Origin of the sequence: Streptomyces sp. NPDC001568, assembly GCF_042893755.1 — a bacterium.
In the GTDB taxonomy this organism is placed as follows: domain Bacteria; phylum Actinomycetota; class Actinomycetes; order Streptomycetales; family Streptomycetaceae; genus Streptomyces.
Window position 1 is genome coordinate 119,105 of the sequence record NZ_JBIAVF010000020.1, and the last position, 14,444, is coordinate 133,548.

The following is a 14,444-nucleotide window of genomic DNA, read 5'->3' on the forward strand; positions in this document are numbered from 1 at the left end:
CCCTGAACAGGCGCCCCAGCCTCTCGGCCCTGGCCAATGATCACCTGGGTTGCGATCATGCTCATGACCAGACGCATCACCCGCAGGCAGTCCCGAAGGGCCGGCCAGGCCGCCTCCCACGAGGCCGAACGAGACTGACGGTCGCCCGGGCGACCGTCACCCCGCCCCTGCCAAGTTCACGGCACCGCCAAGGTCAGGACTTCTCACCGCCTGGACCTTCCTGAGCATCCGGCCGGCGACGCGCGAAGAGAATCCCTCCGAGCGGACTTTCTGCTGACGTGAGGGTCATCTGTGCCTCGACCGTGAATCCGGCGTCGTTGAGCCATGCGGCCAGTTGGTCAGGCTGACGCAGATGGACGTAGACCTTCATCGGGTGGCCGCCATAGCCTTCCGTCTTCAGCCTCGACTCGTCACCGACATGGAAGCCGAGCAACAGCGGCCCACCGGGCCGCAGCACTCGCCGGAAGTGCGTGAGAACAGAGCTGATCTCATCGTCGGGGACGTGGATCAGTGAGTACCACGCGACCAGGCCCGCCAACGAGGCGTCGGTGAGGCCAAGGTCCGTCATGGAACCGACCTCGAACCGGAGGCCGGAGTGCTCGCGCCGAGCTATCTCGATCATCGCGGGCGACAGGTCGATCCCGAACGCGTCCATTCCCAGTCCACGCAGGTAGGCCGTGATCCTCCCCGGCCCACAGCCCACATCTGCAACCAGTCCTCCGCCCGTGGTGTTCACCAGGCTGGCGAACAGCTCCAAGACCGCACGTTCGTAAGGCGTTTCATCCAGGAGGTTGCGCACCTGGTCTGCGTAGGTGGCGGCGACAGTGTCGTAGGACGTCTGGGTGTCGGCCAGCCAGTCTTCAGAGTTCATAGCTGGTCACCGTAGTTCGACGAGACAGACGTGCCTCACTGGGGTCCGCCTGCGGATGGCTCCCACGACCACGAGCCTGGCTCATGCGCCCGCTCAGAACCGCAGAGGTTCAGACACAGGCACTTATAGTCCTCATCGGAGTCGGTGTGGCAGAAGGGACTCACGAGACCACCTGATCATCGTGGGGGTGCTGATAAGCACGTAGGGCCTCGCCATGACCACGGACGGGCTGACCGCTGCGACTGTGGCGCGGCATGCTTTCAGCCATTTCCAAGCGCGTGCAAATAGGTGAAGTCACCGTCGTTGGAGTATGAACCGGCCAGACGCGAATTTTGGCCACCTCAAACACTGTTGACGATCACCGCTTCAACCGTTTAGGGTCCTCTTAAACCCCCTACGAGGGGGTAACCAAGGGGGGTTCTTCGTGATATCCGGAAGATCTATAGTGCTGGGTTTCGTATCGGCACTCTTAGCCATAGGCGGCTTTTCTACGCCGTCCTTCGCAGACACTCACAACAACGTGAATGCAGCGGGCGACGGCGCTGCGGTCGCCGCAGGCGGTGCCCAGATTGTTATTCATAAGCGTGGTGATGGCGCGAAGCCGCCGACAGAACTGGGTAACCCCTCAGAATGGGGGGAAGTCACGCTGAAGACTGCTCCGGCCAAGACTTTCAGCGCGATGTCGACGGAGGCATGTGTCCCTGCCAGTGGGGGTAACTGGTGCTATGGATACTACTACGCCACCAATGGAAAAGTGTGTTACTCCAACTACTATCATTTCAGCAAGACCCACAAGACGTCGGTCCAGTTCGGCAGCTGGTCGGGCAACAGCGGCTGGGTGAATCCTGGTGAAACTGCCTACACGTCGGGCGTAGGGGGCGCGGCTTTCACCTGTAAGACCTATTACAGCATTCAGTAGGAGCTGATCTCCGGATCCGGTGGGGACTCGTTGGCATCCGGAGTATTTGATGCTGCGCGCGGGGCCGCCCGGCTATTCGGTCGGCGGCCCCGTCCCAGCACCTACAAACTCTGATCTGCTCACGGACCGGAAAATTACCATAGACGCTCTACACACGCGCGTTGCGCCGCTGATATTGGCACTCGTGACAGGATTCCTGCTCGGCGTGACGGGGCCTATCGCCGAAAAATGGGACCATCCTATTGGTGTGATCCTGGGTCTCATTTTTCATGGCGGGTGGCCATGGGCCTGCTATGCATTCATGGTCGGCTTTTTTCGTCGATCTAGGACTGAATCAGCGATTCTGTCCTCATTGGGGCTGGCCTGTGCCGTAGTTGCGTACTATCTCTCTAAGAGCATAAGCCCCACTCTCCCCGCAGGACTGGAAACTAGCGCCTCCACTCAAGTGTCTTACTCGGGGGTTTTGTTTTGGGGAATTGCGGCCTTTACCCTCGGGGCGCTTGTCGGGCTTCTAGGCAACATGGCGCGGTCGTCAGGAGCTGCAGGTCTGACATTTCGACTAATGATTCCGGCCACGGCTCTACTTGAGACATGGATGCGGCTAACGCATGAGACGGACGGAGAAAAGTCGATCGTCGTTAATACTTGGATCGCCACTCTCATAGCTGCCACAGTTGCAGCGCTGGCTATACTGGGGCATGCGATCTTCTTCAGGCGCAAAGCGCGGCGTGCTCATTCCATGGAACCGCGCAATTACTGAATTTGATCGGGTGATGTCGGGCTGTTCGCGTCCAGCCACACCCTTCAGTATCTGACGGGGCGCCTGCGGGCCCGGCGGCGGGAGATCGGGACGCGATGGCGACGCCTGCCGGTCGGACGTCAGGCCCTGCTCGTCCTGGCCTACCTGCGGTGCGGTGACATCTACACCCAGCTCTCCGCCGGCTTCCGTATCGACACCGCGACCGCGTACCGCTACATACGCGAGGCCATGGGCCTTGACCCCGGGTTTTGAACACGTCTATGCGGCTTGAGCCAGGGTAGTTGCTGCTGGTGGGAGGGCGTTCTCGTAGGCGATCGGGGAGCGTTGGCCGAGGCGGGAGTGTCGGCGGCGGGTGTTGTATCGGGTCAGCCAGCGGAAGGCGTCGAGCCTGGCCTCACGCTCGCTTGACCAGCTTTTGCGACCCTCGAGTGTCTCTCTTGAAGGCGGCGTTGCAGCTTTCCGCAGCCGCGTTGTCCGCGCTGGAACCGACCGCGCCCATGCTCTGGCGGACCCCTGCTGACCTGCGGATTTCCGCGAAGGCCCTGCTCGTGTATTGGGCGAGTTCAACCGATCGATGCAACACCGGGTTTTTGAAGTGAGCGTAGTTGCTCCTCGAAGACTTCGGCGGGTGTCTTCCACCCGAGGATCTTGCGGGGCTGGCTATTGAGTGTGTATGCGACGGCTTCGAGGTCTTCGGCGGACCACCGAGACAGGTCCGTGCCCTTTGGAAAGTACTGTCGCAGGAGCCCGTTGGTATTCTCGTTCGTCGGTCGCTGCCAGGGCGAGTGGGGATCAGCAAAGAACACCTGCGTCCCGCTCTCCATGGCGAACTGGGCGTGAGCGGAGAGTTCCTTCCCGCGGTCCCAGGTGAGGGTCTTCCGTAGCTGCTCGGGCAACTTGGTCATCGACTCCGTCAGTGCCGCGTTCATCGCGACGGCACCGTATCCGCCGAGCGCTGGCCCGTTCTTCACATACAGTTCCTCGCCCCAGCCGTCCAGCCGTGGCAGATGGACCAGGAGCGTGGACCTGCTGCTGCGCTCGACGAGCGTGCCGATCGCGGACCTACCCGTCCCAATGATCAGGTTGCCCTCCCAATGGCCAGGGACAGCGCGGTCGTCGGCCTCGGCCGGGCGCTCGCTCAGAACGACGTCAGCGGTGACGTGGCCCTGCCGCTTGTTCCGGGACCGAGTCCTTGGCTTCCGCAGCGCACGGCCCGTGCGCAGACAGGTGACCTGCTCGCGTTTGAGCGCTCCCCGGCCCTCGATGAACAGCGACTGGTAGATCGCCTCGTGGCTGATGCGCATGGACTCATCATCAGGGAAGTCGACCCGCAGCCGGCGCGCGATCTGCTCCGGGCTCCATGTCGTTGACCAGCGCCTGTCCTGACGGCGGGGCTTGTTCAGTCCCTTCCACGGCGCCGTCGCAGGACCTGAAACGATCGTGCCGTCGGGCCGACGGATGTCACCGGCGAGCCGGTCCTGCACGTATTCACGCAAACGGTCGTTGTCCACGAGCTTCGCCGTTTTTGGGCGCTTCGCGGCCTGCTGCGCCTTCCACTGGGCTACCACAGCGCGGTAGACCGGCTTGCCGCTCCTGGTCGCGGCGTTGCGACGCAGTTCGCGAGAGATCGTTCCCGGAGCTCGCCCGATCGTGCGGGCGATCTCACGCACACCCTTGTCCTGAGCTTTGAGCAGTGCAATCTCCTCACGCTCGGCGAACGACAGGTAGCGGCCCGAGGGCTCGTCCAGACTCAGCGGCGCCATCCCGCCAGCGTGTTCGAACCATCGGATCCCAACCGGTGCCGACACCCCGACCCCCTCGGCAGCCTGGACAGAGTGATCCCCGAGGCGATCAGGCTCCAGAAGTCTCGTTGCACAGCACGCGATGGCTCAGTGGCTGTTGTCTTTCCGGTCGTGGCAGCGGTGTTTCCGCTGGTCAGGAGTAGGAGCAGTGGTTCGGTGGGAGGGGTGGCCTGTCGGGTTGTTGTTCTCCGGGAGGTCGTGGATGCCGTCGATTTCTGGGTTGCTGGAAGAGCGGGAGCTCGCTGCTCGTCGTCGTGTGGAGGGGCTGCGGGAGGAGGCCGATCGCGTCCAGGCCGAGCTGCTGGTGGCCGAGCAGGACTGGAAGGAGTGGGTCATTGCCCGCTCGCGGGTCGGCGAGGTTCTCGGCCCGGGCGGTTCTGGAGATGCCGCCCCGGATTCCGCCGTGGGTCTGCGGGAGACAGGTCCGCAGTCCGGCCGGCGAAGCCGAAGTCGGTGGTGCCGGTGTGGCGCGAGGGGCTGGCCTGGTCGGTACTGTCAGTGGACTATCAGCGCATCCTGCGGGTCCTTTCCGACCGGCACCGTCTCGGCCAGGGACCGTTGACCTGCCAGGACATGGCCGCCGCGTTCGGCATTGACCCGGTGCCGGCGAAGGTGGAGACGCTGCGGTCGAAGGCGAAGCGGCTGGTGGCCCGGGGCTGGCTGGCCGAGTCGACGCCGGGGCAGTTCATGCCGATGCCGGGCGCGCCCGGGCCAGTCGGCGTGTCATGAGCAGGGTCATCGACCAGTAGATCATCGCCTCGGCGCTCGCGGTGCGGCGTTCGAAGTCACGGACCAGGCGGCGACTGCGCATCAGGTGGGCGAAGAACCGCTCGACGATCCACCGCTTGGGCAGTACGACGAAGCCGCGCGTGTCGTCGCTGCGTTTCACGATCGCCAGGACCAGCGCGAGCATGGCGAGGCAGCGCTCGATGAGGCTGCCGGTGTATCCGCCGTCGGCCCAGACCAGCTCCAGTCGGTGATGCGCGTCGGTGACGTGCTCGAGAAGTACCCGGGCGGCAGTGCGGTCGCCGGTGTCCGCGGGGGTGACCATCACGCCCAGCAGCAGACCGAGCGTGTCCACCACGGCGTGGCGTTTGCGGCCGTTGATCAGCTTGCCGCCGTCGAATCCGCGACTGTCCGCGCCCACGACGGCGTCCGCCTTCACCGACTGGGAGTCGATCACACCCGCGGTCGGCTCCGGGTCGCGGCCCGCCTTCTCACGGACCTTCCCGCGCAGCCGGTCGTGGAACTCGACGATCAGACCGTGCTCGCGCCAGCGTCGGAAGAAGGCGTAGACCCCGTCCCACGGCGGGAAATCGGCCGGCATCGCCCGCCATTTGGTTCCGTTGTCGACGAGGTAGTGGACCGCGTCCAACATCGTCCGGTGGCAGTACGCCTCCGGCTGCCCGCCGCGGCCCTCGAGCCAGCCCGGCACCGGTAGCAGAGGACGGACCACGGCCCACTGCGCGTCCGTCATGTCGGTGGGGTAGCGCCGCTCACGCGTCCCGTTGTCAGCGGCGTTCCCGAACCGGTGCGCGAGGCAGTCACACGACGGGGTGAGCGGACTGAACCCGGCCCGCCCGAAGGCGTAGAACTGCGACAACAGGGCCTCCTGGAAAACTCGTTGGCGTAGACACCTACCGAGCTACCAAGAGGCCCTGTTCTCATGCTCGCAACCCACCACGATCACCCGAACGGGACCCCCGTTCGACCTGCACCCCGCAAGAACGGAACGACAACAACCACTTAGAATGCGCCCACTGCCCTCAGACGCATTCTTCCCTCGCCTGATTGGGATCGAGGTTCGTAGCTGAGCTCAGGCGTCGCGCCGTACCTGCTCGTGCGGGGTGCGTGCCGTGCACACGAAGCAGAAGTCGACCGGGACCGTCTGCGCGCTCTTGAAAAGTGTTCCGCTGACCATCGCGACTGCCGTGCACGATGGGCAGGGCTCGACCCCGCTCAATCGGGACCATGTCATGGGAGAGCCCTCCTCGACGAAGCCCTCGGGTGCGAAGGGGTTTCCGCTCGGTTCCCAGTTCCGTCCGAGGATTTCTACCGCGTAGGCCGCGGCCGCGTGGATCGGATCGTGGATGCGGTGGCAGAAGTGGCAGCCGACCACGCCGGGTGTGGCGATGTGCAGCGTCCACTGCCTGCAGTCGGGGCAGCGCAGAAGGCGGTCTTCCGCGCTGCGCAGCTCGGCGTTGAGGCGCTGCATCCGTTTGTTGGTGTAGCCCTGGATCTGGGCCAGGCCGCCGCGGATGCGCTCCATATCGATCATGGTCTGATTGAACTCTTCCCCGTCGAGGGCGGGGACCAGTTCCTGGTCGAGGAAGGCGACAAGAAAGTCGAGGACTTCCCCGGCGCGGCTTTCGATCGCGCGGGCGGTCGTGGTCAGCCCGAAGTGTTGGAGGGCGTTGCGTTCTCCAGCGAGTTTCGCCAGCAGGCGGGCGTTCTGGGCCGAGATGTCGATGCCGACGATGTTCTGGAGCCGCTCCACGGTCTCGCGCGGCGTGCAGCTGTTGAGCGTGCCGGCTTCCAGTTCGCTGCGTCGGGCTTTGGCAGGGTCGGCGAAGACGAGGCTCCAGTGCTCCAGTCGCAGGCGGTGCTTGAGAAGGACCTCGGCTGCCGCGGCGAGATGGAGGACCGCGTCCTTGAGGTCGCGGGCGCTGACCCGTTCCGCTCCGGCCGTGAGGTATTCGGTGACGCTGAGGAGGTAGTCCAAGCCGTTCTGCAGCGGAGGGAACCGGACTTCGCTGCCCGGGACCTCGACCGGCCGGCCCGGGTCGTAGTGGCGGGCGGTGGGGATACCCGGGACGCGCCAGCTGCCCGGCACGGCCAGGAGCTCCCCCCCTGGGGCCGACGGCTGTGTCCTGAGTGCCGAGGGCTGCCCATGACGCGGGGCGGGCGGAGTCACCCACGCGGAACTCGGGCAGGTAGTCGGGGTGGTGAGCCCAGTGTTCCGCGATGATGCGCAGCGCCTGGCCCAGTCCCTCGGCGACGCCGGTGTCGAACCCGCGAGGCAGGTCCTGAACGTGCGGTGAGATGCCTTCGAAGGCATCTATCAGAGCTGCGAGCGAGGCCGGCACGGATGCGCCGGGCAGGTGCCCTTCGCCTGCCACACGCGCCCGGACGAAGGCGATGAGCGCAGTATCGGTGATCATGTCGGGTACAACAGCTGACATTGATCTGCAGTCCTTCCTCAGTCCAGCTCGGCATCCAGCTCACTGTCGAGGCCAAGTTCCTCGTCCGTGAACGGCTCCCCTAGGTCGGGCATGGCGAATAGCCCTCCGACGCTTGATGCGTGTAAACGTACGACTCGGTCGACGGGCCGATGCACCTGCTGCTTTTCGAGCAGGGCAGCGCAGGCGCGGCAGCGCCACGGACGTCGGAGTGTGGTCCACTGCGACCGTGTGCACCCTGGGCACGTCACGAAGTAGGTGGAGGGTCCGAAGGGCGCGGACCAGTCGGCATAGCCGTGCCGGGAACGGTGCCTGGTATCCCTCCAGCTGGCCTCCAGGGGCGGCCTGCCGATGAGAATCAATTCTCCGTCTGGCCACCGGCAGGAACACGACTTCTCGCAGTGACATGCCCGGGTTCGTGCAAGCTCCTCGGTTTTCTCCACACGCGGGATTCCGGGCCCCTTCACCTCGATCCAGGTGCCCAGTTCGGGTAGCCAGAGGTCAGGTATGTACACCGTTCCGGAGGGGAGCGTGGTCCGCTCCGGCTCGTACTCCCAGCGGATGCCGCTGCTGTCGAGGGTGGCGGCCCAGTCCGCTTCGAGGCGGGAGCGGAAGGTGGTGCCGCCGTACTGAGTGGGGACGGCTTCAATGACCGGCCCGGAGGTGTCGTCGCTTACCACGTGGTGCTTCTTTCTGGCACGCCCCCGACGGGCTGTGGGGTGGTGGGGATGTTCGACAAGTTCAGGCAGAAGAAACGTCCTGCTGGTTCAGCGAAGACCGTGAGCCGCCGCGATGTGGGGCCGTTGAGCGAGGAGGGTTTCGAGGCGGCTCTCGGGCCACAGATCGATGTAGGGCGCTGTGCCCTCAGCGTTGTGGCGCTCCGCCCACGCGACCGCGTCGGCGGAGAAGCGTCCACTGGTAGCGACCACGATCCCGCGGACGAGAGGGGGGCTCCACAGCTTCCCCGCCGTGGCCGTCTCGACCACCGCGGCAGCGTTCACCGACCGGCTGCGCCAGTGCTTGGCTTGAACGATGACCCGCTCGGTTCGCACACCACCAGAGCCGTCCTTGAGGACACGGTCCAGGGAGAGATCGCGACCGCGGTCGGGAGCCCGGGTCTGCATCAGCCACTGGACGTTCTCGTGTTCCGGAATGCTGCGCAAAAGGTCGTAGAGGAGCCGCTCGAACCCATCATCGTCCAATCGCTCCCAGGGAAGCGCGAGGGTTGCCGAGCCCGTGAGATGGCCGGAGGCGGCTTGTCCGAGGTCGATGTTCGGGACGGGCAGCGGGTCACTGTCCCCCAGCGCCTTGGCCATGATGTCTGCACGTACGGAGGGCCAGTCGAACTCGGCGATGTCATGCCAGTCGTGCCCTTGACTGAATCGCATGTGCCTGTGCAGGTCCCACCAGCGTCCAGTGCTGTCAGCGGCGTCACCCAGGAGCCTTGCGATTTCCCCCACGGCCACCTCGATCTGCTCCGTCTGCTCGTTCTGCACACGTTCGAGGGAGTCCCGTGGCACGTCCTTCAGAGCGATCGGAAGCGCTGCGTCCACCTTGGCGATGAGTTGCTCCAGGCGTCCCCGCGCGGCGCGGCGGCGCGCGCGGTCGAGGCGATACCGGTAGGTGGCGAGGTCTGCCCCCGGCTTCTCGCCGGCGGCATGCACGGCAGTCGGCGGCTCCATGATCTCAAGGTAGTCAAGGAAGGCCTGCCCCATCGCTGCAATGTCTGGAAGGGGGTCGGTCACTGTCTAACCGTCGATCGGTGGAAGCCCCGGAAGCAGGTCAGCCCAAGCCCGCGCGAGGTCCTCGTAGTCGGGATGTGTACCGAGCTCCGGACCACTGGGAATGTACGGCTTCGCACGTTCCCAAACGGAGTCCAGCTTGCTCAGGTTTGCCGCTGTGCGGTCCATGGCGCGGAGGAGCTCTTCCAAGTCCATGCGCAAAGAATCGCACCCCACGGTGAGGACTGTGGAGGGTTTATGCCATCTCCGTGTGCGGCAATGGGCGCGCCCTCGTGAACGCAGCGGAAGCTGGAGCTCTGCGAGTCCGATGGCGAGAGGGCGGCTGCCCTCTCGCGCTCTCCCGCATCACCCCGCCGTGATCGTGAAGGTGCGTACCGCAGTCGTGACACTGCGGTACGAGACCAGTCGGTGGTGGAGCTTCAGACGGGGGTGGTCGTCGCTTCTTTGTTGGTGGGTGGGGTGGGGTTCGGGGTGGTGGCGGGGTGGGGGTGTGGCGCGGGGGTGTGGAGCGTCGGCGCGGCGGTGTGGGGTCGTTGGTTTGGGTGGTGCCCGGTGTTGGCGTGCCTGGTTTCCCGGCTCGCGGGCGCACGGTCCTGCACCATTTTTCAGGCATTAGAAATTGGCAGCCAGTTAGTACGTACTGGAACAGTACGGGCTGACTGGACCCGAAGGGTCCGACGTATTCGACGGGCCGACGGGTGTTATCCGGGAGCGGTTGTCGATGGGTATTGATGGGTCTTCCGGTGGGAGCCGACGGCGTGAGCGGCTGGCGTCCGCGCCGCGTGCTCGGCGGGTGAATCTATCGTTCAACGACGCGGAGCTGGAGGTCGTCCGGCTGGCCGCGGGGCGGGAGGGGATGTCGCCCGCGTCGTGGGCGGGGCGCCAGGTGATGGCGGTCGCGCAGCACGTGCTGGTGCCGGTCTCCCGGGACGCCGCCGATGTACTGCGGGAGCTGGTCCAGGCTCGGGTCCACCTGCGGGAGACCGTTTCCGCGCTCCGCGCCGTGGCCGCCGCCGGCCCGCCTGTGGCCGATCTTCCGGAGTCGGCCGCGACCGTGGAGGAGACCCTGAAAGCGGTGGCCCGCCTCGACGCGGCGACGGTCGCGGTGATGCGGGAGAGGCGCCGCCGGTCGTGATGCCGAAGAAGGCGGAGACGGGTTCGACCACCGCCGATCTGCTGGCCTACCTGTTCGGTCCGGGCGAGCGCGACGAGCACGTCGACCCCCCCTCGTCGCCGCCTGGGACCCGGATCTGCCGTGCCCTGCCCGCGACCCTGCACGCATGTCGCTTGCCGATCTGGCGCTGCTCCTGGACGCCGGTAGGCGTGGTGCCGTCGACGGTCAACCCGTGTCCGCGCGGGCTCCAGTCCGGATCTCAACGGCTCTGGTTCGCGACTCGGGCCGTGACCTGCGGCGACCAGATCATTTGAGACGCCGTGCGAGTCGGATTCTCATCCGATGTGGTTCGGCGGTGGTGGATGCCGAACCTTGTTCTCGGCTGATTTGGTCCGGTTCCGGCGTGCTGACCTGATACCGGATCTGGGTCGCCGGCTGTGACCTAGCGCCGTAATCGGCCCGTCAGGTCGACTACGGTGCTCAGCGGAAAACGTGCACTGCCATCTGACGACCGGCGTCACAGCAAGGCAATGATCAGGACACCACTCGCGAGGGACGCGACGGCTAGTGCGGCTGCGATGCGGCCGAGGCGCTTGGCCCCTGCCGCAGCTCTCTCATGGGTCTTGCGCCAGTCGACGACCTCTTCCATGGTGCCCACATACGACCGGGTTGGAAGCTGGTGGTGACGAACGATCGGATAAGCGTCACCGATCACCAGGTCGGGGGTGACCGTCACACCCGTCTCCTTGCGGACGTTGTCACCGCCCGGCACCTCGATCTCGTACACGGCACTGGCGTAGCCGCGGGTGCCGAACGGCTCCAGGTACGTCAGACGCGCGTGGCTCTCTATGCCCATGTCCTCCAGCTCTTTGAACTCCCTTACACCCGACGTCGAGCCGAGGAAGAGCGACCGACAGAACCAGACAACAGGCAGGCACAGGAGGCCCAGTCCGATGAGCAGACACTTCAGGATGATCATGGCCTGGACACTACGCACGGAATGCGTTGGCCAGTACCCCAGGACGCCGACTTCGGCGATTCCATCATGGCCCTCCGTCGCTGAACCCGGTCGACTGAGACCGAAGGCGGATCGGAGCAGGTCGCTTGAGATGCGGGCCGCATCGGTGGAGACGAGACAGCTCCTGTCGCTGACCAATGGATCTGAGCAGGCGTCGGCCTTCTGAGGTGGGGATTCGCAGGTTGACTGGTTGGGTGCGGCCCCGGTGTTTCTCACTTGATCTGCGCAGTTATGGGATGGGTGAGCGGGTGGCCCGAGGTTTCTTGGTGGGCGGACGGGGCTACGCAGGTTGGTCTTCACTGTACGGGTCGAGCTGTCCGGGATGGAGACGATGAGCCATCTCCACGACCTCATCCGTACGGTCACCCACGGCGTCACCGCGGAACTGGGCTTCGCCGGGCCCGGGGTCGCACTGGAGGTCATGGTCGGCAAGCGCCACGAACTCGCCCTGCACCCGGCCCACGTCGACGGCCTCACCAGGCTCCTGCGCCGCCGTCGGCACCATCGGGGCCCGCAGCACGCCCGGGGGCGGCCGGTGCTTCCACTGCGACGGCACCGGCCGTGCCCGCCCGTTGTGGGAGCCGGCCGCCGGGCAAGCTCGGCGACCCGCGGTGGCCTGCCTTCGCCCGCCGCTACGGCTTCGACATCGAGCGCCCGGTCCAGTGGGAAGTGGAGGCACTGGAGTCGGACGAGCTTAGGCGCCTGGTCTTGGCCGCCGTCGACCCGTACATCGACCGCGACATCCTCGCGCAGCAGATCGCCTGCGAGGAACAGCAGCGCCGCGTCCTCGGCGGGTTCTTGGATGGTTGGCGCGCGACTGGCGGGGGGCCCGGTCTAGCGCTGCAACAGCGCGGTGCAACCCCGAGGTGTATTGCGCTCCTGACCTGGCGCTTTAGGTCGACTGGAGTTTCCAGACCGCTGTTGCATCCCGTGTTGCACCTACACGCGCGAGGTCCCGGTGGCTGTCACGGATCCCCGGGTCGTTGCGCGAAGAAGCTCGACTCGCTGGCAGCAGCGTCTTCGTGCAGTGAGGCGCTCATGGCCTTGCAGCGGTCTTGAACCGGAAGCCGAAGCGTCCGCCCGAACCCTGCTGCACACCCGATTCGAGAGGCTCGCTGCATTAGCCCATCACCTCTTCGGGGAGCTCTACATGCATGCTCTGACCGCGATTCTCCTTGCCGTCTGCCTGATCACCATTGCCGCCTTCATGGCTGCCGCGGCAGCGGCGAAACTCGCCCGCCTCGACGGCGCCACATACCCGGCTGCGTGCTTGCGCGCCGCCGCCGCGTTCGCGGCCTTTCTGACCTTGGTCGCCGCCATCACCGGAGCCCTGGCCGCGGTCCTGACCTGACGGCCACGGTCCCGGGCCGGGATGTCGGGCGGGCATGAACGGTCGTGGGTGTGGTTCCTCGAACCCTTGCGCCGCGTTGGCCTGGACTTGGATGTCGACGCGGACCTGGCGTCCGTCGGCCATCGGGAGGTAGAAGATCGAGATCGACGGCCGCGCTGCGACTGTACGAGCCGTGATGGGCGGCCGCGAGGAAAGGCTCGGTGCCGCGCGAGGAGCTGCGCCTACGGAACCGCTCGCCTCGTGCACAAGGCCCATTCCTTCGTAACCGTCGCGAACAAGTCCTCTACTGGGCCGGCCCACCCGCTTGCGACGGCTCACGAAATCCGCTTCGTCCAGGTTTCGACTCATCCGATGGGCCACCTGGGACGTGTCCCTGCTGGAGGTGCTCGCAATGCCGAAACCTGACGTCTGTCTACCTGACTCCTGCAGGATATTCGACCGCTCACCATGACAGAACGGTCGCAAGGTGACCCGAGGGCTCCTCCTCTGCTGTTGCGGAATCCGTTCGGCGAGCGGGGTCGGTGCCGTGCGGGCTTTCTGATGGCGTCTGCGACGTCATGCCTGTGTTTTGTCGTCTGGACGGGGTTGTGGTGTCGGAACTTTAGGCGCTCGGGGCCGTGACGGTGGGCCCCAGTCGAGGACGTGAAGGCCCGTGCTGAGGACGAGATCGGCTTCCAGGTCCAGGAGCTGGATGGGGGATCGGTTGTGGCGTCGCAGCCACCTTTGGCGCCGCCTCTGTTCCTTCTCGTTCAGATCGCTCCAGCGGTCGTAATGGATGCCGGGTGTTCTGTCCGGGTTCTTGCGGGCCCATACGTGGACCAGCAGTTTTTCGGCGGGTGCGGTGTGCAGGGTGATGAGGGCCCATGCGGTGTCGTATGGCAGTGAGGGCCCGTGGCGTTTCACGAGCTGGAGGCTGCGGTGCTGTCGTACCGGTGCGAGAAGCCAGCGTGTGCTGCGGATGTTCACAGAGGTGTGCTCCCGGTCTCGGGTGGGGTGCGCCAGTGGTCGGCAGCGTCTTTGAGGCTGTGATGGCCGAGCGTCCGCAGGGTTTGGATGAGGGCCTTGAGGAAGATTTCGCGTTGTTGGGGCGTGTGGAGGTCGGTGATGAGTTGTTCGGTGAAGCGCAGGATGTCGCCGCGGATGCCGTCGCTCCCTGCCTTGTCGGGAGGCCGTAGATCATTCAGAGCGGTGGTGAGCGTCGCGAGGGCGTCGCTGCGTTCGGGGAACCGGTCGATCCACCACACTCGGCGCAGGTCAGGGTCTGCCAGTACGCCCTGTAGGCGAGCCAGGCGGTCGAGTTCCTCCTCGTGTGCCAGGATCAATGTCTGCTGCCGGAGAGCATGTTCTTGGGCCAGGTGACGGTCGTGGGGCATGGCGTTTAAGAGTGCGCTGCCGCTGCACGTCAGTCCCGGCGCGGCACAACTCCATCGGCCCAGGTCGGCGTTGACGGCATCTTGGGCAGCGGCGAGATCGAGAATGGAGTGCGCTCGCAGGACCTTCGCGGTGTGCCGGCGCAGGTGGTCCCGGGCTGTGGCCGCGGGGTCCTGGAGCTCTGGTGAATCAGTTTCTGTGCGGCGCCAGGTGCCGTTGATGCGGACGGTGAAGTGCACGGCCTTGAGGCGGCTTGCCATCCGCTCGTCCCGTAGGGCGAGCGGATGGGAGTCCTCCTGGGCTTCGGCTGCACCCGA

Annotated in this window: 12 protein-coding genes and 4 pseudogenes; 8 read left to right on the forward strand and 8 right to left on the reverse strand. The window is 65.6% G+C overall.

Going from position 1 to position 14,444, the window contains the following annotated elements; all coding sequences use genetic code 11:
• Positions 1-193 precede the first annotated feature (193 nt).
• Entirely contained in the window at positions 194-871 is a 678-nt protein-coding gene (locus ACFY0I_RS31705; RefSeq protein WP_388902187.1) for a class I SAM-dependent DNA methyltransferase, read from the reverse strand.
• A gap of 445 nt (positions 872-1,316) precedes the next feature.
• On the opposite strand from ACFY0I_RS31705, the gene ACFY0I_RS31710 reads away from it, so the two are divergent.
• From ACFY0I_RS31710 to ACFY0I_RS31720, 3 genes and pseudogenes are all read left to right on the forward strand, one after another.
• Positions 1,317-1,790 carry a lactococcin 972 family bacteriocin gene (locus tag ACFY0I_RS31710; protein WP_388902189.1) on the forward strand — a complete coding sequence of 158 codons (474 nt, stop codon included), beginning with the start codon at positions 1,317-1,319 and terminating at the stop codon, positions 1,788-1,790.
• Between the two features lie 184 nt (positions 1,791-1,974).
• A complete protein-coding gene (locus tag ACFY0I_RS31715) occupies positions 1,975-2,550 on the forward strand; it encodes a hypothetical protein (RefSeq protein ID WP_388902191.1) in 576 nt (191 codons plus the stop codon).
• Between the two features lie 21 nt (positions 2,551-2,571).
• Positions 2,572-2,781, forward strand: a pseudogene (locus tag ACFY0I_RS31720) (transposase family protein); the annotation flags it as partial.
• A 27-nt stretch (positions 2,782-2,808) separates the two neighbouring features.
• Here the strand turns inward: ACFY0I_RS31720 and ACFY0I_RS31725 are convergent.
• Positions 2,809-3,109, reverse strand: a pseudogene (locus ACFY0I_RS31725) (integrase core domain-containing protein); the annotation flags it as partial.
• Positions 3,110-3,113: 4 nt separating this feature from the next.
• Positions 3,114-4,489: pseudogene (locus tag ACFY0I_RS31730) on the reverse strand (IS30 family transposase).
• Positions 4,490-4,554: 65 nt separating this feature from the next.
• Here ACFY0I_RS31730 and ACFY0I_RS31735 point away from each other — a divergent pair.
• Positions 4,555-5,081, forward strand: a pseudogene (locus ACFY0I_RS31735) (hypothetical protein).
• Here ACFY0I_RS31735 and ACFY0I_RS31740 read toward each other — a convergent pair.
• Complete coding sequence (locus ACFY0I_RS31740; RefSeq protein WP_388902193.1) at positions 5,038-5,955, reverse strand: IS5 family transposase; 918 nt, start codon at positions 5,953-5,955, stop codon at positions 5,038-5,040. The pseudogene ACFY0I_RS31735 and the gene ACFY0I_RS31740 sit on opposite strands and share 44 nt — an antisense overlap.
• A gap of 213 nt (positions 5,956-6,168) precedes the next feature.
• Positions 6,169-7,185 carry a hypothetical protein gene (locus ACFY0I_RS31745; protein ID WP_388902195.1) on the reverse strand — a complete coding sequence of 339 codons (1,017 nt, stop codon included), beginning with the start codon at positions 7,183-7,185 and terminating at the stop codon, positions 6,169-6,171.
• A gap of 853 nt (positions 7,186-8,038) precedes the next feature.
• On the opposite strand from ACFY0I_RS31745, the gene ACFY0I_RS31750 reads away from it, so the two are divergent.
• On the forward strand, positions 8,039-8,164 hold the full coding sequence (locus ACFY0I_RS31750) for a hypothetical protein (protein ID WP_388902197.1): 126 nt from the start codon (positions 8,039-8,041) through the stop codon (positions 8,162-8,164).
• A gap of 134 nt (positions 8,165-8,298) precedes the next feature.
• Here the strand turns inward: ACFY0I_RS31750 and ACFY0I_RS31755 are convergent, their stop codons facing one another.
• Positions 8,299-9,276, reverse strand: a complete 978-nt coding sequence (locus ACFY0I_RS31755; protein WP_388902199.1) for a restriction endonuclease — start codon at positions 9,274-9,276, stop codon at positions 8,299-8,301.
• A 790-nt stretch (positions 9,277-10,066) separates the two neighbouring features.
• On the opposite strand from ACFY0I_RS31755, the gene ACFY0I_RS31760 reads away from it, so the two are divergent.
• A complete protein-coding gene (locus tag ACFY0I_RS31760; protein WP_388902201.1) occupies positions 10,067-10,408 on the forward strand; it encodes a hypothetical protein in 342 nt (113 codons plus the stop codon).
• Positions 10,405-10,701 (forward strand): hypothetical protein, encoded by a 297-nt coding sequence (locus ACFY0I_RS31765; RefSeq protein WP_388902203.1) that lies wholly within the window; start codon positions 10,405-10,407, stop codon positions 10,699-10,701. Before ACFY0I_RS31760 ends, ACFY0I_RS31765 begins: the two co-directional genes overlap by 4 nt.
• A gap of 203 nt (positions 10,702-10,904) precedes the next feature.
• Here ACFY0I_RS31765 and ACFY0I_RS31770 read toward each other — a convergent pair whose 3' ends face one another.
• Positions 10,905-11,366, reverse strand: a complete 462-nt coding sequence (locus tag ACFY0I_RS31770) for a hypothetical protein (protein WP_388902205.1) — start codon at positions 11,364-11,366, stop codon at positions 10,905-10,907.
• A 1,189-nt stretch (positions 11,367-12,555) separates the two neighbouring features.
• On the opposite strand from ACFY0I_RS31770, the gene ACFY0I_RS31775 reads away from it, so the two are divergent.
• A complete protein-coding gene (locus ACFY0I_RS31775; RefSeq protein WP_388902207.1) occupies positions 12,556-12,756 on the forward strand; it encodes a hypothetical protein in 201 nt (66 codons plus the stop codon).
• Positions 12,757-13,718: 962 nt separating this feature from the next.
• Here the strand turns inward: ACFY0I_RS31775 and ACFY0I_RS31780 are convergent.
• Complete coding sequence (locus tag ACFY0I_RS31780) at positions 13,719-14,387, reverse strand: hypothetical protein (RefSeq protein WP_388902209.1); 669 nt, start codon at positions 14,385-14,387, stop codon at positions 13,719-13,721.
• Between the last annotated feature and the right edge of the window lie 57 nt (positions 14,388-14,444).